Here is a 20,673-nt window from a genome sequence, read left to right on the forward strand (position 1 = left end):
GGCCTTTTCTGAGACTATAGTGTGTTTTTTTGTAATTTGAAGGGCGTTGTGCGGCTGCCCGGGCCAGCCGCTACCGTGCACCGCTCAGGGCGTGGTAGCCCGAGGGTCGCTGGAGGCGCCTCCACCAGGTCTGGCCGCTGTGTCGCGCCGGAACGAAAACACCCCATCCGGCGGGGCCGAATGGGGTGCGGTGACTGCACTTGCCGGAACGGTCACGGCCTCAACGGTGAGGCTCTTCCTCGAACAGCTCTGCCTTGGCATCACGCATGACGTCTTCGCAGGCGGCCTGATGGGCGAGCTGGGTGAGCAGGCTCTGGGTAAGGGCGAAGCCCTTCCCCAGGCAGGTGTCGACTTCTTCACGGCTCACTTCGGGGGTGACGTTGCAGTCGATCTTCAGCGTTCTTCCACCACCGTCCAGTCTGTCGGCGAACTCCCTGAAATGCCAGGCGATTCGTTCCTTCCAGCTGGCTGATTCTTCCACGCCTTCGTTTACGCTAAACGTGCACTGCCACTCCGGTTTATAGACCTTCATGAGAACCTCCCGTGCTGGCTTGAAAGAATGATCGATCGTGTTGTCTGCTCCATGTCTCAAAGGTGTTGCCCATTCATCATACAGGCTTTACGCCGTCGGGCCATCGCCCATGTCACAGAGGCCGGGACTTTCCTGGCCGGTACCTGGCCATCGGGTTGTCTCAGGGACGAGTGTGATCCTGATCCGGTCAATGGTGCCGGCTCGGGGCAGGTCGGTCGTCAGCCAAGGAAGGCGGCGAAGGCCTCGAAGCCGGCCCGCTGCAACTGGGCCCGATCTGCCCAGCACTGCAGCACGTCGGAATCGGTCGGACGTATTTGCGCTTGTGGGGTAGTCTTCGCCGTTGCCCTCCTCGAGGGAGTTGCATCATCACCATGGGCGTTTTTTTGATGCAATGCAGCGAAGGCTTTGAAGCCGGCCCGCTGCAACTGGGCCTGGTGTGCCCAGCACTGCAGCACGTAGGAATCGATCGGACGTAGTCGCGTTTGTGGGGTAGTCATCGCAGTTGCCCTCCTAAGGGGGTTGCATGATCACCATAGGCGCTTTTTTGCTGCAATGCAGCAAGAGTTTTGATGTGAAATGTCCAAGTGCGCCTTCCTCGGCCGATGTCGTTCGCCACGGTTCGGCGGGCTACCTCAGGCTGACCTCGCCCAGTACGCCGGTCAGCCGTTCCAGCACCGCGCCGCTGTGTCGCCAGAAGTGCCAGTAGAGCGGGACGAAAAGCGCCCGCTCTGGGGCGATGCTGGCCAGCCGACCCTCCGCCACGAGGGTCTCCACCTGCATCATCGGCATCATGCCGTAGCCCATGCCGGCGCTGGCCAGGCGCACGAAGCCCTGGGAGGACGGGCAGAGGTGGTAGGGAAAGCCGCCGTGGTAGCCACAGCCCTGCAGGAAGCGATGCTGCAGCTGGTCATGGGGGCCGTAGACGATGGCCGGGGCGCTGCCGAAGGCCTCGGCGGTCGGCCCCTCGGGGAAGTGCCGGGCGATGTAGGCCGGCGTGGCGAAGGGGTGATAGACCATGTGCCCCAGCGGCACGCAGCGCGCCCCGGCGATGGGCTGGTCGCTGGCGCAGAGGCAGGCCGCCACCTCGCCGTCGCGCAGCCGCTTCAGGCCCACGTCCTGATCCTCGATCACCAGGTCCAGCAGCAGGCCCTCCGACTGGCAGAAGTCGCCGACGACGTCGGCCCACCAGGTCGACAGGCTGTCGGCATTGAGGGCGATCCGCAGACGCGGCGAGGCCTCGCCCAGGGTGGGTAGCGTCGAGCGCAGGTCCCGCTCCAGCAGCTGCACCTGCTGGTAGTGGTTGAGCAGCCGCTGGCCCGCCGGGGTGGGGTGCAGGGCCGGATGGCGGATCAGCACCGGCTGGCCGAGCCGGATCTCCAGCGCCTTGATGCGCTGGGAGACTGCCGACTGCGAGAGCCCCAGCCGGTCGCCGGCGCGCTCGAAGCCGTCGCACTCGACCACCGTGGCCAGGGCCTGGAGCAGCTTGTAGTCCAGCATCGGGACCTCTCGTGAAACGGGGAAATGGCGATAAGTAAAACTGATGAACGATTAATAGGATGATTTTTGAGTATATCGGCATCCGGCTAAGCTTGCCGCTCGACACGCCACGACGTCAGGGGACACGCGATGCTGGAGAGCTATTTCACGGGACTGGTGGTCTGCGGCGGGATCATCGTCGCGATCGGCGCACAGAACGCCTACGTGCTGGGGCTGGCGGTACGCCGCGAGCATCACTGGTGGTCGGCGGGACTCTGCATGAGCGCGGATGTGCTGCTGCTGGTGACCGGCATGTTCGGGGTCAGCGCGGTGCTGCTGAGCATGCCCAGCGCCATGGAGGCGCTGCGCTGGCTGGGCGTGGTCTTCCTCGCCTGGCTGGCGGCCCTGGCGTTCCACCGCGCCGCCGTCGGCCGGCAGGGGCTGTCCGTCGGCGGCGCCGGGGCGAGCACGCCGGGGCGCGTGCTGCTTGCCACCCTCGCGGTCACCCTGCTCAATCCCCAGGTGTACCTGGATACCCTGCTGCTGATCCCCTCCATCGGCGCCCAGCAGCAGAGCACCGTCACCTTCGCGGCGGGCACCATCACCGCCTCGATCCTCTGGTTCAGCCTGCTGGCCTGGGGCGGATCGGCGCTCTCGCCCTGGCTCTCCCGCCCCCTGGCCTGGCGGGCGATCGACGGCGGCATCGGCGTGATGATGGCGGTCATCGCCGTGCACCTGGCCCTCGGCGCGCCCATGGCCGCCTGATCGCTAGCCTTCGTTGCCGGCCAGGGCCTCCTTTCCGGGCATCTGCTCCTCTCCGGCCGCCTGTTCCTCCAGCGGTGTCCACTCGACCGCGGCGCTGATCACGTCCAGGTAGTTGCGGATCCGCTGGACGTAGTGCACCGGCTCGTAGCCCCGGGCATAGCCGTAGCGGGTCTGGGGGTAGTAGCGCTTGTCGGCCTTCAGTGGCAGCACCTCGCGCATGTCGGCCCAGGAGTCCGGGTTCTTGCCGAGCTGTCGGGCCAGCTCCCGGGCATCCAGTAGGTGGCCGCGGCCGATGTTGTAGCTCGCCAGGGCCAGGTAGGTGCGGTCCGGTTCGGGAATGGTGTCGGGCAGCCGGTCATGCCGGTCGGCCAGGTAGCGGGCCCCGCCGTCGATGGCCTCGGCCGGATCCAGACGATTGGTGACGCCGACGGACTTGGCGGTGTTGCGGGTGAGCATCATGATGCCGCGCACCCCGGTGGGGGAGACGGCGCCGGGATCCCAGTGGGACTCCTGGTACGCCAGGGCCGCGAGCAGGTCGGCGGGCATGCCGGTCTCCTCCGAGGCCTCCAGGAAGAGCTCCAGGAAGGAGGGCAGGCGTTCCTCGATGCGCCGGTTCAGGGCCCGCAGGTCGACGAAGTCGAATTCGCCGATGTAGTCGTAGTAGCGGTGCTGCATCTCGTCGAGGCGGGCCTGCCCCTCGGGGCCGGCCATCCACTCCCTGGACCGCTCGGCGAGGGCCTGGTGCCCGGCGGGAAGGTACCAGCCCAGCCGGTCGCCGCTGGTCAGGTTCATGGCGACCTCCAGGTGCGGGAAGTGACGGCGCACCACCTTCACGATGTTGGAGTCAGCCAGGGTGCACTCGATCTGTCGGTTCGCCACCGCGGCGAGCAGCATCTCGGTGGTGCGCGGGTCTTCCTCGTAGTCGATGCCGGTGTAGGTGTTGACCAGGCTCTCGAGCTTCTCCGCGTAGCTCGAGTCCGCCGTGACGCGGATCTCGACGTCGGCCATCTCCTCCACCTCGCGGGGCATGGGGCGCAGCTCGCGATGGCACACCAGCTGCTCGACGATGTCGGTGTGGGTCGGCCCCTGGAGGAAGCGCTCGTCACGCGAGGGGAGGTGGGTCAGGCCGGCGGCCGCGAGGTGGACCTCGTCGCTCTCCAGGGCCTCGAGTACCTCGGCGGTGGACCCCGCCAGCGTCCACTCGACCTGCCAGTCGTTGGCCTCGGCGAAGGCCTGCACCAGGTCGTGCTCCGGCCCGGCCGGGGCCTCCTGGCGGTCGAGGTAGTAGGTGGTGGCGGCATTGCGGGTGACCACCTTGAGGGGCTCGCCGGGGGCGGGCGGGTCGAGTTGCACGACCGGGGGCTCGTCCGGGCCACAGGCCTGGAGCAGGGCCAGCGGCAGCAGGGCGAACAGCAGGCGTAACCTGGGCATGGAGGTATCTCCTGACCGGGAGGGAGGGTCTGGGGCGAGGGTCCAGCCTATCAGTCTCGCGCCATCTTCCCCTGCCGGCGAGTCAACGCAGGGCGGGGCGCGCCGGCCACAGCCTCGACGCCAGGGCCACGGTGACGGCCAGCAGAGGCAGCCAGGCACTCCCCTCCCCGAGGGTGTCGAGGGTGAGACCGCTCAGCAGGCACCAGAGCGCGGGCACGACCAGCAGCGCCCAGGCGCGGGCGGCAGGTTCGGCCAGGGCCGCCACGCCCAGGGTGGCCATGGCGAGCGGGTCGGGGGTGAGCCCGATGACCTCGGCGCCCGCGAGGCCCCGGCCCATCGCCAGCGCGACGAGGGGATGCAGGGCCAGGGCATAGGTGAACAGCCCCACGCCGAGGCCGCGCCGCACGCTCCAGTGACGCGGCAGCCGGAGCCCGCCGCGACAGGTCCCGAGGGCCACCACCAGCAGCGCCTGCAGGCCGAACAACGGGACGACGTAGGCGATGCCCCAGTGGATGGGGGCGTAGCGCCGCCACAGGAAGGCCCAGGCCACGAAGGCCCAGGCCACGGCCAGCAGGATGACGAGCCAGCGGATGCCCCGCGGGCCGGGACGCAGCAGCACGGCCAGCGCCAGGCCGCCGAGCGCCAGGGCGAGCAGCTGGGCGGGCCACAGCGCCTGGTTGTTGAGCTCGAAAAGCCGCTCGTAGACCCGTGGCGAGAACATCAGCAGGTCCTCGGGTCGATAGGTCCACCAGGCGCCGCTGCCCATGCCTAGAGCCCCCGGACGTGGTCCGCCATGCGCCGGCGCATGACGTCGTCGGGCAGTGGCTCGCGGGCGGCGGCGAGGTTCTCGCGGACATGGTCGACCCGGGTGGTGGCGGGGATGGCGCAGGTGATCGCCGGGTGGGAGATGATGAACTTGAGGATGAACTGCACCCAGGTGGCGGCGCCGATCTCGGCGGCCCAGGGCGGCAGCGGCTTGCCCGCCAGGCGCCGGATCAGGCGCTTGCGCTGGAAGGGGCGGTTGGCGATCACGCCGATGCCGCGCTCCCGGGCGAGGGGCAGCAGTCGGCTCTCGGCCTCGCGGTCGACGATGTTGTAGGTGAGCTGCACGGTGTCCAGCGGCGCGCGGCGCAGGATGCTCTCGACCTCGTCGTGGCGGCGTCCGTGGGAGGTGGTGATGCCCAGATGACGTACCTCGCCGGCCGCCTTCATCGCCTGCAGGGTCTCGAGATGGCCTTCCCAGCCCAGCAGGTTGTGCACCTGCAGCAGGTCGAAGTGCGGGACGCCCCAGGCCCGGCGGGAGGCCTCGATCTGCGCCGGCCCCTCGGCGGGGCTCGAGGTCCAGACCTTGTCGGCGGCATAGACGCGATCGACGGCCTCGAGCCGCGAGAGGGCGTGGCCGATGGTCGCCTGGGAGGAGCCGTACATCGGCGAGGAGTCGATCAGGCGTCCCCCTGCGGCGAAGAACGCCGCCATCACCTCGGTGCACGCCTCGAGCAGTACCGGGTCGTCGCCGACGTTGAAGGTGATCCAGCTGCCCAGTCCGACCAGGGGCAGCGCCTCGCCGCTGCCGGGCAGCGCCCGAGTCAGCGGTTCGGCCGCCCGCGCCGGGGCGGCGAGGGCGGGCAGCGTCGCGGTGGCCGCCGCGGCGAGCAGGCTGCCCAGCAGCCGGCGGCGGGACAGGGGAGGGAGATGGGCCATGGTGTGCTCCTGGTCATGCTGAGCACAGTGTAGTTGCCCCGGAAGGGCGGCCGGGCGCCTCAGGAGCCGTCGGTCGGGAAGGCTGGAGCGGCCTGCCACGCCTCGAGCCGGTCGCGCAGATCATCGGCGGCGGGCTCGGCCTGGCGTAGGATCTCCTCGATGCGGTTGAAGTGCAGCAGGCGCACGCCGCGGGCCTCCGGGTGCAGGTAGAGGTCGGGTGGCCGGTGGCGCAGCGACTGTCGGATGATCGCCTGCTGCATGATCTTGAAGCTGTTGAACAGCATGTCGGTCAGGCCGATCTCCTCTCCATCGTCCAGCTGTGGGCTGCCCGAGACGTCCACGGCGATGATCAGGTCGACCTCGTCGCGGAGCAGGTCGAAGGGCAGGGGGGTGGAGGTGCCGCCATCGATCAGCAGCCGCTCGCCACGGTGGATGGGCAGGAACAGCCCCGGCACCGCCATGCTTGCCTCGATGGCCGGGAACAGCGCCCCCTGGTCGAGGACCACGCTCTCCCCCGTCCAGTAGTCCGTGGCCACCACCTCGAGGGGGATGCGCAGCTCGTCGAAGGTGCGCACCTCGGTATGGCCGGCCAGGAAGCGCAGGAAGCCGGCGGAGTCGAGCAGACCGGCATCGTCGTTCCCGAACGGCATGAGCGCCGTCAGGTCCACCTCCGACTCGGCCAGGCCCGAGAGCGCATCCAGGGGCGAGCCGGCCACGTCGTCGAAGATGTCACGGATCTCCTTGGCCGGGAGCCCGGCGGCATAGAGCCCGCCGATCACCGCGCCGATGCTGGTGCCGACGATGCGGTCGGGCACGATCCCGAGGTCGTCGAAGACCTGCAGGATGGCGATGTGCGCCAGGCCGTTGGCGCCGCCCGACCCCAGCGCCAGGCCGATGGTCGGACCGGGCGCCGGGGTGTCCTCGGGGGTCGCCGCGACCGGGGTCGCCGCGACCGGGGCCGCCGCCGGCAGGGCGGCGGTGAGCAGGGCCGCGATGCGCCGTGGCGTCATGCTCAGTCTCCGGGGCCGCACTCCATGCAGCGCTCGGTGATGGCCGGGCCCTGCTGCAGGGCGGCGTTGAGGTCGCGTAGCGCGCCGCGCAGCCCCTCCTCGAGCACCGGGTGGTAGAAGGGCATCTCGAGGATGCGGCTCACGCTGAGCTTCTGCTCCAGCATCCAGGCCAGCAGGTGCGCCATGTGCTCCACCCGCGGGCCGAAGAGCTCGGCGCCCAGGAACTGACCCGAGCCGTGCTCGGCGTAGAGGCGCATCAGGCCGCGGTTCTGGCGCATCACCATGGCCCGCCCCTGGTCCTCGAAGGAGGCCTCGCCGGTGGCGATGCAGTCGCAGCCGCCGTACTGGCCTTCCAGCTCGGCACGGCTGACGCCGATGGTGGCCATCTGCGGGTCGGTGAAGACCACGGCGAGGGGCACGTTGCGGTTGCCGGCGCGCAGTTCCGGGTAGCGGCCGGCATTGTCGCCGGCGATGCGTCCCTCGTTGTTGGCCTCGTGCAGCAGCGGCAGCGCCTGGTTGGCATCGCCGGCGATGAAGATGTGGCCGGGACCGTCATCGGCATTGCGGCACTGCAGGGTGAAGCGGTTGTAGTGGGGCATGCCCTTGTCGTCGACGGACAGCCCGGCCTTCTCCAGGTCGAGCCGGTCGACGTTGGGGCGCCGGCCGGTGGCCGCGAGCAGGTAGTCGAAGCGCTCGGTGAGGCGCTCGCCGGTGTCGCGCTCTAGGAAGGTGACCACCACGGCGTCGCCGTCACGCTCGATGCGTTCCACCTTGGCATCGGGGTCGACGTAGAGCTCCTCGTTGAAGGTGCGGTCGGCGTAGTCCCTCACGGCCTCGTCCCGGAAGGGCCCCAGGGCGCCGCCCACGCCGAAGACCCGCAGGCGCACGCCCAGCCGGTGAAGCGCCTGGCCGAGCTCCAGGCCGATCACGCCGGGGCCGAACACGGCCACCGACTCGGGCAGGTCGTCCCACTCGAAGACGTCGTCGTTGACGACCAGCAGGTCGCCGGCCGCCTCGAAGAAGCCCGGCCAGGTGCCACGCGAGCCGGTGGCGATGACGATGGTGCGGGCCCTCACGCGGGTATGTTCGCCGACGATCAGGGTGTGCGGGTCGTCGAAGCGCGCGTGGCCCTCGAAGCGGTTCTCCTCGCCGATGCGCTCCACCGTCTTCAGCACCCGCCCCACGAAGCCGTCGCGCTCGCGCTGGACGCGCTCCATGACGGCCCGGCCGTCCACCTCGACCGAGCCGACCCGCACCCCGAAGCCGCCGGCATCCCGTGCATGGTGGGCGGACTCGGCGGCGGCGATCAGCAGCTTGGAGGGCATGCAGCCGACCCGGGCGCAGGTGGTGCCGTAGGTCCCGCCCTCGATCAGCAGCACGCTGTCGCTGTGCTTGCGGGCGGCGTGCCAGGCGCTCAGTCCGGCGCTGCCGGCTCCGATGATGGCGATATCGACCTCACGTTCCTGCATCGGGCTCTCCTCTCGTACATGTGCATGCGTCGGTGTGCATGGACCCACTATGGCACAGGGTAGGGAGGTTTGGCCGGGCCACTGCGGCGGTGTCTTGACGCAGGACAGGACGCCCGGCCCCTCAGGCGGCCAGGCGCAGGGCGAAGCCGATCAGCAGGGAGCCGAAGGTCCAGCGCTGGAGTCGCTGCCTCAGGGGGCTGCCGGCCAACCAGCGCTGCAGGGCGGCTCCCAGGGTGGCGTAACCGGCATCGAACAGCAGGCCGACGCCCACCAGCAGGCCACCCAGCAGGGCGAACTGCAGCAACACGGCGCCCTCGTCGGGTTGCACGAACTGGGGCAGCAGCACCGAGCAGAACAGCAGCGACTTGGGGTTGAGCAGGTTGGTCAGCAGGCCTCGGCGCCAGGCGCGCCGGAGGCCGGCAGGGAGGACACCTGGCCGGTCCGTCTCGAGGTTCGGGGTGACCGCGGGGGAGCGAAACAGCTGCAGGCCGATCCAGGCCAGGTAGGCTCCTCCCGCGTAGCGCACCGCATCGAAGGTCCAGGGCGCGGTGGTGAAGAGTGTGGCCAGCCCCAGGGCCGCCAGGGCCACGTGCAGGCCGCGCGCCACGGCCAGTCCCGCCGCGGTGGCCAGCGCCCGGGCGTGCCCCTGCAGGCTGCCGGTCTGCAGCACCAGGAGCATGTCGGGGCCGGGCAGCAGGTAGATCGCCGCCAGGGCACCGATGAACAGCCACAGCTCCATGGACTCGCCTCCTTCTGTTGCGAAACGTCTGGTCGCGACACGCCTTGTAGCGATACCCCCGGTCGCGACACCCCTTTTCCATACACCCCGGGTCGCGACATGCCGGGCACGAGACATCCTCTGTCAGCACCGTGCCAGTCTAGCGCCGGGGGCGCCGGCAGGTCCTTGCGAATTCGACCGGGAAAGCGGATCACTTTGGCATCTTGTGCCAATGAAAAAGAGATAGGTGACGTTTCATGCCAATGTATCGGTTGGATGCCATCGATCGGCGTATCCTGGCGGCGCTGCAGCGCGACGCCCGGCTGAGCAACGTGCAGCTGGCCGAGGAGGTGAACCTCTCGCCCTCGCCCTGCCTGCGCCGGGTTCGCCAGCTGGAGGCGGCGGGGCTGATCCGCGGCTACCACGCCGAACTGGACCGCGGGGGCGTGGGGCTCGGCCTCACCGTCTTCGTCGGCGTCAAGGTAGAGCGCCACCACGAGGCCGAGGCCAACGCCTTCCGCGAGGCGGTCGTCGCCCTGCCGGAGGTGGTCTCTAGCCATTTGGTGTCGGGGGAGTCGGATTTCCTGCTGCAGGTGGTGGTCGCGGACCTGGCGGCCTACGAGCGCTTCCTGACCGGGACCCTGCTGCGCCTGCCGGGCGTCAGCGACATCCGCAGCAACTTCGCGATCCAGACCGTCAAGGAGCACGGCCCGCTGCCGCTGACGCGACTCGAGGACGAGGGCCGGGACGCCTAGCCGGCGTCGAGCCAGTCCATGACCGCCTCGTGGAGTCGCCGGGCCTGGGCGGCGTCGAGTCGCGGCGGTGGCACGTCGGGGGCGGCGCCCGCCGGCATCTCGATGCCGATGATCCGGATGCCCCCCCGGAAGATCCCGAGGGCCTCGACCAGCGCCAGGGTGCCCGCCAGGTCGAGGCCATGGGAGGACAGCGATGCGGCGGTCTCGGGAAGTTCCCCCGGCGCGAAGACCCTGAGGGTGCCGGGCGAGCCCTGGCCCCGCATGGCGTCGACCAGCAGCAGGCGGTCGCTCGCTGTCACCGCATGGAGGAAGAGGTCGACGGGCTGGGCGAGGCAGTCGACGCTGACATCGTCGCGGTCGGCCAGCGCCTCACGCAGGCCGTCGGCGGCGAGCCAGCCGAGCCGGTCCCCGCCATGGGGCGAGCCGAGCCCGAAGAGGTAGGCATGGCCCGCCGGCCGGTCGTCGGCCCCGTCCTGCCTAGCCAGTTTCGCCCCGGTCACGCCCGGTTCAGTCTCGGGTGGCTTATTTTCGCACGACATGGAAGTCCAGGAAGTGGGTGGCGCAGGAAATGCAGGGGTCGTAGTTGCGGATCACCATTTCGCCATGCAGCCGCAGGGCGTCGTCGTCGCGCTCCAGGCCGAACCGCGTGAGGCTGGTCACGAGGTCCTCCTCCATCCGCGCCTGGTTCTGGCTCGTCGGCGGGACGATCTGGGCCTCCACGACCCGGGCCTCATCGTCGAGCGCGTAGCGATGCCAGAGGATGCCGCGGGGGGCCTCGGTGCACCCGAATCCGACGCCGGCCCGGGTCGGCACCTCGACACGGGGCTCGGCGGCGGGTTCGTAGTCCTCGGTGAGGCGCAGCGCCTCGGCGAGGGCCACATGGATCTCCACCGCCCGGGCCACGATGCTGTGGAACATGTTGCGACTGGGGAAGGCCACGCCGCAGTCGTCCAGAAGCTGCCTCAGGTCGGCGGGCAGCCGGTCGAGGTTGTTGTTGAGCCGGGCCAGCGGGCCGACCAGGTAGGGGTGGCCGTCGAGCTGGGCGTGCAGGGCCGTCGAATGGGGGACCTGGAACTCCCGGAAGCGCTGCTCGAAGTCGGCCGGGTCGATGTCGAGCCCCTGGTCGGAGACGATCCGGCCCGCGGTGATGGGGTAGTCCCGGGGATGGCGCAGCGAGACCGAGACGAAGTCCTGGTCGTCCTCGGGGATGGGGAGTCCGGCCGTCCAGGCGATCAGCTCCCGGGCCTCCTCGAGGCCCTTCGCCAGCTGCTCTCGCAGGCGCTGCATGGTCGCCGCGTCGGGGGCATGGAAGAAGCCGCCCGGACAGAGGCCGACCGGGTGCACCGAGCGGCCGCCGAAGGTGCGGATGATCTCGTTGCCGAGCCCCTGGAGCCGCAGGCCGCGGCGGACCTCGTCCGGATGGTCCTTGGCCATCGCCGGGGCACTGTCGTAGCCGAGGAAGTCGGGGGCGGCCAGCAGGTGGATGTGCAGGCTGTGGCTCTGCAGCCACTCGCCGCAGTACATCACCCGGCGCATCGCCTCCACCCAGGGGCTCGGCGTGACGCCGAGGATCGACTCGATCGCCGCCACCGCACTCATCTGGTAGGCCACCGGGCAGATGCCGCAGATGCGGGCCACGCTGTCGATCACGTCCTGGGTGCTGCGCCCCTCGAGCAGCTTCTCGAACAGCCGGGGCGGCTCGAAGATGCGCAGCTTCAGCGCCTCGATCCGACCGGCCGCGATGCGGATGTCCAGGGCGCCCTCACCCTCGACCCGCGCCAGGATGGGCACATGGATCTCGCCGGTTCGCGTGGTGTGACTCATCCCTGCTCCTCCTCGCTGCCCTGACGCGTGATGACCCGTGCCTGCCAGTCCAGGCCCTCGGCGCGGAACGGCTCGGCATGGCCGTTGATGAACAGCAGGCGCCGGGCGACCTCGTCGGCCGGCATACCGGTATCGGCCAGGTGGGTGGCCAGTGCCGAGACGTTGGCCTGGACGGCGGGCCCGTAGCAGGCGTAGCAGTCCCGCTGCCAGCGTGGGCAGATCGCCCCGCAGCCGGTGCTGGTGACCGGGCCCATACAGGGCCTGCCCTGGGAGACCATGACGCATACCGCCTGCTGGCGCTTGCACTCCATGCACACCGCGCTGTGGTCGACCCGGGGCAGGTGGCCGGCCAGCATCGCCTTGGTGGCGCCGAGCACCTGTTCGCCGCTGACGGGGCAGCCCCAGAGTTCCAGGTCGACCTTGACGGTCTCGGCGATGGGGGTCGAATCGGCGAGCAGGTCGATATGCTCGGGCTGGGCATAGACCCCGGACACCCACTCGTCGGCGTCATGGAGGTTGCGCAGCGCCTGGATGCCGCCGGCGGTAGCGCAGGCGCCGATGGTGACCAGGTAGCGACTGCGTTCGCGGATGCCGCGCAGGCGCGCGGCATCCTGGGAGGTGGCCACGCTGCCCTCGACGAAGGCGATGTCGACCTCGGCCTCCTCGTCGATGGGGCCGGCCTCGGCGAAATGCAGGATGTCGACCGTCTCGGCAAGGGTCAGCAGGGGCTCGCCCAGGTTGAGGAAGGCCAGCTGGCAGCCGTCGCAGGAGCTGAACTTGTGCACGGCGATGCGCGCGCGGCGGGTCCCGGTGGTCATGGTCAGACTCCCCTGTGTGTCAGGTAGGGCGCCAGTTCCCGGCAGGTGAAGACCGGGCCGTCACGGCACACGAACTTGGGGCCCAGCTGGCAGCGGCCGCAGGAGCCGATGGCGCAGTGCATGTTGCGCTCCATGCTGAGCCAGATCCGCTCCTCCGGCACCTGGCGCTGGCGCATCGCCTTGATCACCGCCCGCATCATGCCCTCCGGTCCGCAGATGAAGACCGAGCAGCGCGCCGGGTCGAAGTCGATGCGGTCGAAGAACTGGGTCACCGGGCCGACATGCCAGGGCCAGAGGGTGTCGCCGGTATCCGCGGTCAGGTAGACCTCGACGTCCGGGTGCTGTCGCCAGGCGTCGTAGCGCTCGCGCCAGATCAGGTCGTTGGAATGCTTGACCCCCTGGATGATGTGCATGCGGCCGTAGCGCCCCCGCCGGTGCAGCACGTACTCGATCAGCGAGACCGACGGGGCGCAGCCGAGCCCCCCGGTGACGATCACCAGGTCGGTGCCCTCGGCCTCCTCCGTGGGCCAGCCGCGGCCGTAGGGGCCGCGCAGGCCGAGCCGGTCGCCGACCCTGAGTTCCCCGAGGTTGCGGGTGACCGAGCCGACCTTGCGGATGGTGTGATCGATCATCTCCCGCTCGTCGGGGTCGGAGACGATGGAGATCGGCACCTCGCCCATGCCCGGCAGGTAGAGCATGTTGAACTGGCCCATCGAGAAGCGATAGGCGGCCTGCACCTCGGGGTCGGTGAAGCGTAGCTGCAGGCTGAACATGTCCGGGGTCTCGTCCTTGCAGCCGACGACCTCGGCCTCGAAGGGCACCAGCGCGCTGGTCATGGCGTGTCCTCCCCATCGGTGGGTCGAGCGGGCGTCGTGGCGGGCGCCGCATTCGTCGCCAGGGCGGGTGCGTCGTCGGGCGCCTTGGAAAGCGCGGCTTCGGGCGCTATGGAAAGCGCGGCCAGTTCCTCGATCACGTCGATACCCACCGGGCACCAGGCGATGCAGCGGCCGCAGCCCACGCAGCCGCTGCGGCCGTACTGCTCCACCCAGGTGCCGAACTTGTGGGTCAGCCACTGGCGATAGCGCTGGGGCCGCTCGGCGCGGATGACGGTGCCGTGGATGTAGCTGTGGTCGGGGTCGAAGCAGCTACCCCACTGCCGGCCGTGCTCGGACGTCTTCCCGTCCAGCGAGAGCTGGTCGACGTGGGTCTGGCAGAAGCAGGTGGGGCAGACCGCGGTGCAGTTGCCGCAGGTCAGGCAGCGATCGTTCAAGCTCTGCCAGTGCGGGTGGTCGACGGCCGCCTGCAGCATGTCCGGCAGAGAGCCCTCGGGCAGCCGGCGCGTCTGCTGGTGGGTGGCCCGCTCGATCCCGGCCTCCACCTGCTCGAGCTGGTCATGGGTGGCCGAGGTCGTCTCCAGGGCGTCGAGGATGGCCTGGCCCTCCAGGGTGTGGGCCTCCATCACGAAGCCGTCGTCGAGCTCGGAGAGGGCCAGGTCGAAGCCGTGCTGGACCCGCGGGCCGTCCCCGGTGGCGGTGCAGAAGCAGGTGGTGGCGGAGCGCATGCAGTTGACGGCGACCAGGAAGAGGTTCCGGCGTCGCTCCCGGTAGTGCGGGTCGGGATGGGCGTCGTTCAGGAAGTGGCGGTCATGGATCGACAGCGCGGCGAGGTCGCAGGCGCGCACGCCGATGACCGCCGTCGGCTGGGCCTCGGGGGGCTGCTCGCGGAAGACCAGCCGGCCGTCGGGCTGCCGCTCGCTCCGCCACAGCGTCTCGCGGGGCGCGAAGGTCAGCGGCTTGATCGCCTGGGGGCCTGTGGCCCAGTCGAAGAAGCGCCCGCTGTCGGAGCGCTCGAGCCGGTAGTGGCCGGGGGCCTGGGCGTCGGTGATCCCCTCGGGGAGCTGCTCGACCCGCGAGAGGGGCTCGAAGAGGATGGCGTGATCGCGCACCCGGGGGCCGATGACCTCATAGCCTGCCTCCACCAGCCGGTCGAGGAGGGTCTGGAAGCGGTCCCTCGCCAGGAAGTGCCGTACCTTCATGGTGCCATGTCCCGTTCAATCGTCGTCAGGATGACCGGCGCGCCGGCGCCGGCCGGGTCTCAGCAGATGCGGGGCAGGGGGTCGTCCTCGAGCTCCTGCAGCAGGCGCTCGCCGCCCCACTCGTTGACCAGCAGCAGCCGGTCGTGATGCGGATCGAGCGTGCCGATCCGCTGGGCCTCGCGCCCCTGGGGAAGCGACTGCCAGCGCCGCAGGGCCTCGTCGGCCTGGTCCTCGGCCACGATGGCGACCACCCGCCCCTCGCAGGCGATATAGAGTGGGTCGTAGCCCAGCATGTCGCAGGCGCTGCGGACGCTGCCGCGGATCGGCAGCCGCTCTTCCTCGAGGGTCACTCCCTGGCCCGTGGCGTGGATGACCTCGTGGAGCACGGTCGCCAGGCCGCCGCGGGTCGGGTCGCGCATGAAACGCAGGCCGGTCAGGTCCAGCAACGCCTGGGTCAGGGGCACCACGCTTCCGCTGTCGGAGGCCAGCGAGCCGCTGAGGCCGAACTCCTCGCGGGCGAGCATCACGGCAATGCCATGGTCCCCCACCGGCCCGCTGACCAGCACCGCATCGCCGGGGCGGATGCCGTCGGCGCCCAGCACCAGGCCGCGCGGGCGCAGGCCGATCCCGGAGACCCCGAAGTAGGCGCCGCCGCAGAGGCCGCGCGGCAGCACCTTGGTATCGCCGGCCACCACCTGGACATCGCAGGCCCGGGCCGCCGCGGCCAGGCTCTTGACGATCCTCTCGAGCTGCTCGAGCGGCAGACCCTCCTCCAGGAAGGCGTTGAGGCTCAGGTAGCGCGGCATGGCGCCGGCGACGGCGAGGTCGTTGACGGTGCCGTGAACGGCGAGGCTGCCGATGTCCCCCCCGGCGAAGAACAGCGGCTGCACGGTGACCCCGTCGCTGGTGAAGACCAGCTCCTGATCGTCCTCCGGTGCATCGGGCAGCACGGCGGCATCGGCGAGGGGGGCCAGCCAGGGGTTGCCCAGGTGGCGGACGAAGACCGATTCGATCAGCTGGCGCATGAGGCGTCCGCCGTTGCCATGGGCCAGGGTGATGGTGGCCGTCTCGACTCCGGGCTGTGTCACTCACTTCTCCTCGTCATGGCGGGCCAGTCGTTGCATGCCAGGTACTCCATGACCTGGCCGACGCTGATGGCGGCGTCGTTGCAGGGCAGACGCTCGTGCAGCAGCACCGTGAAGCCGTCGCCTGTCAGGGCCGTCACGGCAGCCTCGGTCAGGCGGCGGTTCTGGAACACACCCCCGGTCAGGCCGAGGGTCGTCACCCCCGAGGTGACCCGGGCCGCCTCGGCCTGCCGGCGGAGCACCTGGACCAGGGTGGCATGGACATCCGCGGCGCGCCGGGCGGGGGCGAGGCCCGCGTCACCCAGGTGGCGGATCAGCGGACGCCAGTCACAGCGTAGCACCCCGGCCGCGTCGCGATGGTGAGGCAGGTCAAGGCCCTGGCCAACGCCATCGGCCAGGGCCTCGAGCCGCATGGCGGCCTCGGCCTCGTGGCTGATCCGGCGAATCGGCAGCAGCAGCGCCGCGGCGGCATCGAAGAGCCGGCCCGCGGCGGAGCAGGTCGGGGCGTTGAGGCCTCGCTCCCAGATCCCTCGCAGCAGGGTCAGCTCATCGTCGGTGCCGGGAACGTCCGGCGTCGCGAGGCCGCTCTGCCAGGCCAGGGTGACGGCCAGGCGCCAGGGCTCGCGGATCGCCGCCTCGCCGCCGGGCAGGGCGAAGGGCGCGAAGGAGGCGTGGCGCTGCCAGTGGCCGGGGTGGCCGAGCAGGGCCTCGCCGCCCCACAGGGTGCCGTCCGGGCCCAGGCCGGTGCCGTCCCAGGTGAAGACCAGGGTCGGCTCCCGGAAGCGGCCGTGCTCACCGCAGAGGGCGGCGGCATGGGCATGATGGTGGGCGATGTCGTGGCAGGGCAGGCCGCTCTCCCGGGCCCAGCGGGTGCCGTGATAGCCGGGGTGGGCATCGTGGAGGACCCGCGCCGGACGCACGCCATAAAGCTTTGAGAGGGTTGCGATCTGGCGCTCGAAGGCACGCTGGGTGCCAAGGCTCGAGAGGTCGCCGATGTGCGGCGACAGCACCAGCCGTGACCCCCAGGCGAGGCAGATCGTGCCCTTCTGGTGGGCGCCCACGGCCAGCACGGGCTGAGGCAGGGGCCAGGGCAGCGCGAGCTCCAGGGGAGCGGCGCCTCGGCCGAGGCGCAGGGGACGCGCCCGGCCGGCGATGGGCCGCCGGACGCCGTCGTCGATGCCCTGCAGGATGGGACGGTCATGGTGCAGGAAGGCGTCGGCGACCCGGCCGAGGCGCGCTTCGGCTACCTCCGGGTCGGTGATGATGGGCTCGCCTGAGAGGTTGGCCGAGGTGGCGACCAGCGGGCGCCTCAGGGCCTCCAGCAGCAGGTAGTGCAGGGGCGCGTAGGGCAGCAGGACGCCGACCTCGTCGAGCCCGGGGGCGATGCCGTCTGCGAGGCCGTCGGTGAGGCCGCCGGTGAGGAGAGCGTCGGCCCGCAGCGGCAGCAGCACGACCGGACGCTCGGCCGCGGCGAGGGCCTCGGAGGCCGCCGGGTCGAGCCGGGCATGCTCGCGCACGGCGTCCAGGCCGTCCTCGCCCTGCCAGGGAAACATCACGGCGAGCGGCTTGTGCGGCCGGTGCTTGCGCTCGCGCAGGGTCGAAACCGAGGCCGGTCGGCCGGCATCGGCCATCAGGTGATAGCCGCCGACGCCCTTCACGGCGACGATCCGCCCGGCGTCGAGGGCCGCGATGGCGGCCGCCAGCGCCTCCTCGGGATCCGTGAGCGTCCGGTCGCCCTCCACGACGCCTTCCACGAAGTTCTCTACAAACGTCAGGCGGGGCCCGCACTGCGGGCAGCCGATCGACTGGGCATGGAAGCGCCGGTTCTGCGGGTCCTCGTATTCCCGTCGGCAGGCCGGGCAGAGCGGGAACGCCGCCAGGCTGGTGCGCGCGCGATCGTAGGGCAGCCGCTCGATCACGCTGTAGCGCGGGCCGCACTGGTCGCAGTGGGTGAAGGGGTAGCGGTAGTGGCGATCCTGCGGGTCGTGCATCTCCGCCAGGCAGGCCGGGCAGACCGGGGTGTCCAGCGGCAGGTGGACCGGGCCCGCCTGTGCGCCCTCGTCATCGCTTGGCTGGATCAGGAACGGTCGGGGGAGGAAGACGGGATCTGCTCCGCCTCGATCGTCTCGCGGCAGGCGATACGCGGGCTCGCCTGCCGAGGGGCATCAATGAGCAGGGCGCGCTCGAACGCGTCCAGCCGACCGGCGCGCCCCCGGGCCTCGATCACCACCTCGCCGCCCCGGTTGCGCACCTGGCCCGCGAGGTCCAGCCGGCTGGCCAGGCGCTGGACGAAGGGGCGAAACCCCACCCCCTGGACGCCGCCGGCCAGCACCCAGCGGCGCGCCACCAGGTCGGGCGCCGGCTCCTCCGGGGTGGTCTCGTCCTGGACTGTCTTGTCCGGGGCTGTCTCGTTCGGGGCAGCGTCGACGGAGGTGGCGGCGATTCGCCGGGCGGGCGGCGTCTGGGCCGAGCGGACGCCGCTCGCCCACCAGATCCGGCAGGCGCCCTCGTCGGAGACCATGCAGGGGCCCACCGGGTGATCCGGGTGACAGGCGCTGCCGTAGAGCCGGCACTCCGGCGGCCGGATCCGGCCCAGCACCACCTCGGCGCAGTCGCAGCCGGCCGGCATCTCGCCGCGGCGGGCGTAGGCGGCCTCGAACACTTCGGGAAACTGCCGGCGGGCATCGCGGTGGGCGAGGGCGTCCGTGCAGGCATAGCCCGAGTCGGGAAGGGCGCCGATGCCGCGCCAGTTGGCGGCGGTGATGTCGAAGGTCGCGGCGATCATCTCCCGCGCCCGGGGGTTGCCGTCGGCGGTGACGCACTGCGGGTAGGCGTTGTCCAGCCGGGGGGCCTGGTCGAGCGCCTGTCGGAGCACCGCGTGCAGGCCCTCCAGGATCAGGCCGGGGGTGAAGCCGGCCACGGCGGTGGGCAGCGCGTGTGACTCGGCCACGAAGCGCCACTGATCGGCGCCCATGATCGTCGCCACATGGCCCGGGGCGATCAGCGCATCGAAGCCGGCCCGGCCATCCTCCAGCAGGTGGGCGATGGCCGGCCAGGTCTGGCGGGCACTGAGCAGCAGCAGCAGGTTGTCCGGCAGGTCGGGTCGCGAGAAGAGGGCGGCGATGGGGGCGGTGGTCGTCTCGAAGCCGGCGGCGAAGAAGACCACCTTCTGGTCGGGATGCTGGCGGGCCAGGGCCAGCACCTCGCCAGGGGAGGCCACCGGGACCACCCGGCCGCCGAGGGCCCGGGCCGCCTGGAGGGAGCGGGGCTCCCGCTTGGGCGCATTGCAGGGAACCCGCACCATGTCGCCGAAGGTGGCGACGATGACGTCGTCCTGAAGGCTCAGTGCCACCGCGGCATGGATATCCTCCTCCGGGCAGACGCAGACAGGGCAGCCTGGCCCCGGGATCAGCTCCAGGTAGTCGGGCAATACCTTGCGCAGGCCGGCATGGGTGATGGTGCGCTCATGGCCGCCGCAGACGTTCATGATCCGCAGGCGGCCCGACGAGGGCCGGGGCAGGGCACGGATCCGCGACAGCCACTCGCCCGGAGACGGCGTCGTCATGGGGCAGTCGATGCCAGGTGGCCGGGAAGGCCGGGACGCGTCAGCAGGCGTTCCCCGTCCGGCGAGGGCGCCGGGCGGAACGGTCGGCGCCGCTCGGCCAGGCCGGCCTCGAGCCACTCGAGCCAGGCATCGAGCGGCCCCGACTTGCTGCTCAGCGCCATCACCGGGGCGGCGGAGGCGAGCCGGTGCATGTGCTCCTTCACCGCCTCGACGTCGAAGTCGTCGAGGACCGGCAAGAGGTCGGTCTTGGTGACCAGCACCAGGTCGCTTGAGCGGAACATGACCGGGTACTTGAGCGGCTTGTCGTCGCCCTCCGGGGTGGACAGCAGGGTGACGTTGGCATGCTGGCCCAGGTCGAAGCTCGCGGGGCAGACCAGGTTGCCGACATTCTCGATGAACAGGATGTCCAGTTCGTCCAGCGACAGCGCGTGGGCCGCGCGGTGCACCATCGTCGCATCCAGGTGGCAGGCGCTGCCCGTGGTGATCTGGACCGCCGGCACCCCCTTGGCGCGGATGCGGCGGGCATCGTTTTCGGTCTCCAGATCGCCCTCGATCACCGCCAGCCGGTGGCGGCCGCCCAGCGCCTCGATGGTGGCCTCCAGCAGGCGGGTCTTGCCGGCGCCGGGCGAGGACATCAGGTTGACGACCAGCAGGCCGGCACGGTCGAAGTGCTCGCGGTTGTGACGCGCGGCCGCGTCGTTGTGGGACTTCAGGCCCTCGAGCACCTCCACGGTGTGGACATCATGCTCGGTCGAGGCATGCTGAAGGTGGTCGGGCAGGGCACAGCCGCAGGTCTGGCACACGATGGGGCTCCTTCTTGCTCGGTGGGGCTAGGGACTCGACGGGACGGAAGGGGCGGCGATAGGCGCGGCGAGGTCGACGCTCACCAGCAGCAGCTCGTCGCCGCCGGTCAGCCGGGTCTGCCAGTGGCCACAGAGGGGGCAGCTGAGGTCGTTGACCCGGGCCTCGGCCTCCCGCTCGCAGCGGGGGCAGTGCACCCGCACCGGCGAGGTCGTCATCTCCAGCCGCGCGCCCTCGGCGGCGGTATGGCGGCTGGCCAGCGGAAAGGCCTCGCGCATCAGCTCGGCCTCGACGCCGGAGAGCGGGCCGATGCGCACGCAGACGCGACGTATGCCTGGCGCGCCATGCTCGGCGGCGACCAGTGTGGCCTGGCGGACCAGCGACCGGCACAGGCTCAACTCATGCACCTTGCGGGGCTCCGTCGTCCGGGTCGCCGGCGGCATCCATCTCGTCGAGCAGTCGCCAGGTCTCGAGGGCATCGTCGGGATGCAGTCGCTGCAGGGCGTAGCCGACATGCACGATGACGAAGTCGCCCACGGCGAGGGCCTGGTCCTGGACCAGCATCAGGTCGATATCGCGTTCGATGCCGCGGGAGGTCGCTCGCGCCGTGTCGCCGTCGAGGCGGGTGATCTGCATGGGTATCGCCAGGCACATGGTCGGTGGTCGGGCTCCCTCGTCGGGTGGGGTG

At 70.7% G+C, this 20,673-nt stretch carries 22 protein-coding genes; 2 read left to right on the top strand and 20 right to left on the bottom strand.

The features are described 5' to 3' along the window. Window positions 1-220 precede the first annotated feature (220 nt). The 3 genes from BOX17_RS10660 to BOX17_RS10665 all read right to left on the bottom strand — a co-directional run bounded on the left by BOX17_RS10660 (window position 221) and on the right by BOX17_RS10665 (window position 2,029). On the bottom strand, window positions 221-532 hold the full coding sequence (locus tag BOX17_RS10660) for a hypothetical protein (RefSeq protein ID WP_071944399.1): 312 nt from the start codon (window positions 530-532) through the stop codon (window positions 221-223). A 218-nt stretch (window positions 533-750) separates the two neighbouring features. Beyond that, window positions 751-1,029 carry a hypothetical protein gene (locus BOX17_RS16975; RefSeq protein ID WP_164508635.1) on the bottom strand — a complete coding sequence of 93 codons (279 nt, stop codon included), beginning with the start codon at window positions 1,027-1,029 and terminating at the stop codon, window positions 751-753. Between the two features lie 130 nt (window positions 1,030-1,159). Beyond that, window positions 1,160-2,029, bottom strand: a complete 870-nt coding sequence (locus BOX17_RS10665; protein WP_071944401.1) for a LysR family transcriptional regulator ArgP — start codon at window positions 2,027-2,029, stop codon at window positions 1,160-1,162. Window positions 2,030-2,158: 129 nt separating this feature from the next. On the opposite strand from BOX17_RS10665, the gene BOX17_RS10670 reads away from it, so the two are divergent. After that, entirely contained in the window at window positions 2,159-2,773 is a 615-nt protein-coding gene (locus tag BOX17_RS10670; protein WP_071944403.1) for a LysE/ArgO family amino acid transporter, read from the top strand. A gap of 3 nt (window positions 2,774-2,776) precedes the next feature. Here BOX17_RS10670 and mltF read toward each other — a convergent pair whose 3' ends face one another. From mltF to BOX17_RS10700, 6 genes are all read right to left on the bottom strand, one after another. Beyond that, on the bottom strand, window positions 2,777-4,204 hold the full coding sequence (mltF, locus tag BOX17_RS10675; RefSeq protein ID WP_071944405.1) for a membrane-bound lytic murein transglycosylase MltF: 1,428 nt from the start codon (window positions 4,202-4,204) through the stop codon (window positions 2,777-2,779). Between the two features lie 82 nt (window positions 4,205-4,286). Beyond that, complete coding sequence (locus tag BOX17_RS10680) at window positions 4,287-4,970, bottom strand: DUF6064 family protein (protein WP_071944407.1); 684 nt, start codon at window positions 4,968-4,970, stop codon at window positions 4,287-4,289. Between the two features lie 2 nt (window positions 4,971-4,972). Continuing rightward, window positions 4,973-5,905 (bottom strand): aldo/keto reductase, encoded by a 933-nt coding sequence (locus BOX17_RS10685; RefSeq protein WP_071944409.1) that lies wholly within the window; start codon window positions 5,903-5,905, stop codon window positions 4,973-4,975. Between the two features lie 59 nt (window positions 5,906-5,964). Continuing rightward, on the bottom strand, window positions 5,965-6,915 hold the full coding sequence (locus BOX17_RS10690; RefSeq protein WP_071944411.1) for a patatin-like phospholipase family protein: 951 nt from the start codon (window positions 6,913-6,915) through the stop codon (window positions 5,965-5,967). Between the two features lie 2 nt (window positions 6,916-6,917). Beyond that, the gene (locus tag BOX17_RS10695) at window positions 6,918-8,384 is read right to left on the bottom strand and encodes a dihydrolipoyl dehydrogenase (protein ID WP_071944413.1); all 1,467 of its coding nucleotides are present in this window, start codon (window positions 8,382-8,384) and stop codon (window positions 6,918-6,920) included. Between the two features lie 121 nt (window positions 8,385-8,505). Next, window positions 8,506-9,123: a LysE family translocator gene (locus tag BOX17_RS10700; protein WP_071944415.1), complete on the bottom strand. Its 618-nt coding sequence runs from the start codon at window positions 9,121-9,123 to the stop codon at window positions 8,506-8,508. Window positions 9,124-9,359: 236 nt separating this feature from the next. Between BOX17_RS10700 and BOX17_RS10705 the strand changes: the two genes are divergently transcribed. Further along, window positions 9,360-9,857, top strand: coding sequence for an Lrp/AsnC family transcriptional regulator (locus tag BOX17_RS10705; protein WP_071944417.1), 498 nt, complete (start codon window positions 9,360-9,362; stop codon window positions 9,855-9,857). On the opposite strand, the gene BOX17_RS10710 is transcribed toward BOX17_RS10705, so the two are convergent. From BOX17_RS10710 to BOX17_RS10760, 11 genes are read right to left on the bottom strand one after another with little or no spacing between them, the layout of a single operon-like run. After that, window positions 9,854-10,357, bottom strand: coding sequence for a hydrogenase maturation protease (locus BOX17_RS10710; protein WP_071944419.1), 504 nt, complete (start codon window positions 10,355-10,357; stop codon window positions 9,854-9,856). The genes BOX17_RS10705 and BOX17_RS10710 overlap by 4 nt on opposite strands. Window positions 10,358-10,379: 22 nt before the next feature. After that, window positions 10,380-11,681, bottom strand: coding sequence for a Ni/Fe hydrogenase subunit alpha (locus tag BOX17_RS10715; RefSeq protein WP_071944420.1), 1,302 nt, complete (start codon window positions 11,679-11,681; stop codon window positions 10,380-10,382). After that, window positions 11,678-12,499, bottom strand: coding sequence for an NADH-quinone oxidoreductase subunit B family protein (locus BOX17_RS10720; protein ID WP_071944422.1), 822 nt, complete (start codon window positions 12,497-12,499; stop codon window positions 11,678-11,680). Before BOX17_RS10720 ends, BOX17_RS10715 begins: the two co-directional genes overlap by 4 nt. A 2-nt stretch (window positions 12,500-12,501) precedes the next feature. Next, entirely contained in the window at window positions 12,502-13,335 is an 834-nt protein-coding gene (locus BOX17_RS10725) for an FAD/NAD(P)-binding protein (protein ID WP_071944424.1), read from the bottom strand. Further along, on the bottom strand, window positions 13,332-14,534 hold the full coding sequence (locus tag BOX17_RS10730; protein ID WP_071944426.1) for a 4Fe-4S dicluster domain-containing protein: 1,203 nt from the start codon (window positions 14,532-14,534) through the stop codon (window positions 13,332-13,334). Before BOX17_RS10730 ends, BOX17_RS10725 begins: the two co-directional genes overlap by 4 nt. Before the next feature lie 59 nt (window positions 14,535-14,593). Continuing rightward, entirely contained in the window at window positions 14,594-15,622 is a 1,029-nt protein-coding gene (gene hypE, locus BOX17_RS10735) for a hydrogenase expression/formation protein HypE (RefSeq protein WP_208858059.1), read from the bottom strand. After that, complete coding sequence (gene hypF, locus BOX17_RS10740; protein WP_208858129.1) at window positions 15,619-17,754, bottom strand: carbamoyltransferase HypF; 2,136 nt, start codon at window positions 17,752-17,754, stop codon at window positions 15,619-15,621. Before hypF ends, hypE begins: the two co-directional genes overlap by 4 nt. Next, window positions 17,697-19,184 carry a hydrogenase formation protein HypD gene (gene hypD, locus BOX17_RS17240; RefSeq protein ID WP_208858060.1) on the bottom strand — a complete coding sequence of 496 codons (1,488 nt, stop codon included), beginning with the start codon at window positions 19,182-19,184 and terminating at the stop codon, window positions 17,697-17,699. The genes hypF and hypD overlap by 58 nt, the downstream gene beginning before the upstream one ends. After that, on the bottom strand, window positions 19,181-19,987 hold the full coding sequence (gene hypB / locus BOX17_RS10750) for a hydrogenase nickel incorporation protein HypB (RefSeq protein WP_071944427.1): 807 nt from the start codon (window positions 19,985-19,987) through the stop codon (window positions 19,181-19,183). The genes hypD and hypB overlap by 4 nt, the downstream gene beginning before the upstream one ends. Before the next feature lie 27 nt (window positions 19,988-20,014). Continuing rightward, window positions 20,015-20,392 (bottom strand): hydrogenase maturation nickel metallochaperone HypA/HybF, encoded by a 378-nt coding sequence (locus BOX17_RS10755; protein WP_071944428.1) that lies wholly within the window; start codon window positions 20,390-20,392, stop codon window positions 20,015-20,017. After that, on the bottom strand, window positions 20,385-20,621 hold the full coding sequence (locus BOX17_RS10760) for a HypC/HybG/HupF family hydrogenase formation chaperone (protein ID WP_244272133.1): 237 nt from the start codon (window positions 20,619-20,621) through the stop codon (window positions 20,385-20,387). Before BOX17_RS10760 ends, BOX17_RS10755 begins: the two co-directional genes overlap by 8 nt. Between the last annotated feature and the right edge of the window lie 52 nt (window positions 20,622-20,673).

This window comes from Halomonas aestuarii (genome assembly GCF_001886615.1).
GTDB classification, from domain to species: Bacteria; Pseudomonadota; Gammaproteobacteria; order Pseudomonadales; family Halomonadaceae; genus Halomonas; species Halomonas aestuarii.